Source organism: Actinomyces denticolens, assembly GCF_002072185.1.
GTDB lineage: Bacteria > Actinomycetota > Actinomycetes > Actinomycetales > Actinomycetaceae > Actinomyces > Actinomyces denticolens.
Genome location: NZ_MVIW01000025.1, coordinates 1 through 1,253, shown reverse-complemented (window position 1 = coordinate 1,253; position 1,253 = coordinate 1). Strand labels below are relative to the sequence as shown.

Annotated in this window: 2 protein-coding genes; both read left to right on the top strand. The window is 65.2% G+C overall.

Annotation, left to right across the window (positions count from 1 at the left end; genetic code table 11):
• Positions 1 to 411, top strand: a 411-nt coding sequence (locus B1H55_RS08275; protein ID WP_205635515.1) for an integrase core domain-containing protein, incomplete at its 5' end; no start/stop codon positions are given.
• A 44-nt stretch (positions 412 to 455) separates the two neighbouring features.
• Complete coding sequence (locus tag B1H55_RS08270) at positions 456 to 866, top strand: transposase (RefSeq protein ID WP_077240402.1); 411 nt, start codon at positions 456 to 458, stop codon at positions 864 to 866.
• Positions 867 to 1,253: the final 387 nt, after the last annotated feature.

Here is a 1,253-nt window from a genome sequence, read left to right as displayed (position 1 = left end):
ACCCTCCACACCGAGGGCCTGCCCCTGCTGGCGCTCGAACATGCCCTGCTGACCAGCGGCGCAGTGCGCAGTGAGAGCGGGCTGATCCACCACAGCGACCGCGGAGCCCAATACGTCTCCCTGGCCTACTCAGCCGCGTTGATCACCGCCGGCGTCACCGCATCAGTCGGCACCGTCGGCGACTCCTACGACAACGCCCTCGCAGAGACCGTCAATGGCCTGTTCAAGGCCGAATTGATCCACTCCCAGCGCAGGATCTGGGAGTCCACCGAGGCGGTCGAAATCGCCACCATGGGCTGGGTCCACTGGTGGAACCATGACCGCTTGCACGAAGCTCTCGGCTACCGCACCCCCGCGGAAGTCGAAGCGTCCTACACTCACCCCATGACGACCGCGCCCGCGACCGTCTAACCACGGAACGAAACCCAGGGCGCTTCAGCGCCTGGAGCGACGACCTGTGGCTGACCGACTCCACCCCTGTGGAATGCGCCCGCTCCCGACCCACGGTCAAACGCTCCGACCTGGCCGGATGGGCCGGCTACGGGTACTGCGCCTCCCACTCGCGCTGGTTCTGGGGCCTGCGCCTGCACATGATCACCACCGCCTGCGGGCTACCGGTGTGCTGGGCACTGACAAACCCGGCTGATGACGAACGCGACGTTCTGCGCACGATGCTGAGCAAACTTCCCGCCACCAGCAGGCAAACCCTACTCGCCGACAAGGGCTACCGCTCCAAGGCCCTGGAAAACGAACTCAACCAGTGGAACGTGACCCTGATACGACCCACCATGCGCGGCGAGAGCCCCAGGCCAGGTAAGACCGCGCTGGCGCCCCTACGACAAAGGATCGAGTCCGTCTTCGACTGAACTGCACCGGGTTTGATGGAGGCAGTGAACACACGGAAGGATCACTGTCATGAGTGCACAAAGGAAGTATCCCGAGGAGCTGCGGGAGCGGGCTACCAGGATGGCTGTGGAGGCCCGCCGGGACCCCGAGCGGTCTAGCCTCGATCTTTCATTGGTTGGTTGAGTGGGGTGTGGGTGGCGTCGTTGCCGGTGTCGTGGCTGGGATTATGCCGGTTGGGTGTGACGGCTTGCCGCGTGTGGTCTCGCGGTGGTCGGGCCTTTCCGGGGGCCAGAGGGTTCTTCCTTCAGGATCGTGGTGGACAGGAGGCAGGAGCCGTGTGTCTACGGAGCCGGTAGGGCCTGGAGGTGCCCGAGGCCGTCAAGCAGAAGGCTGGTCCAGGGGTGGCA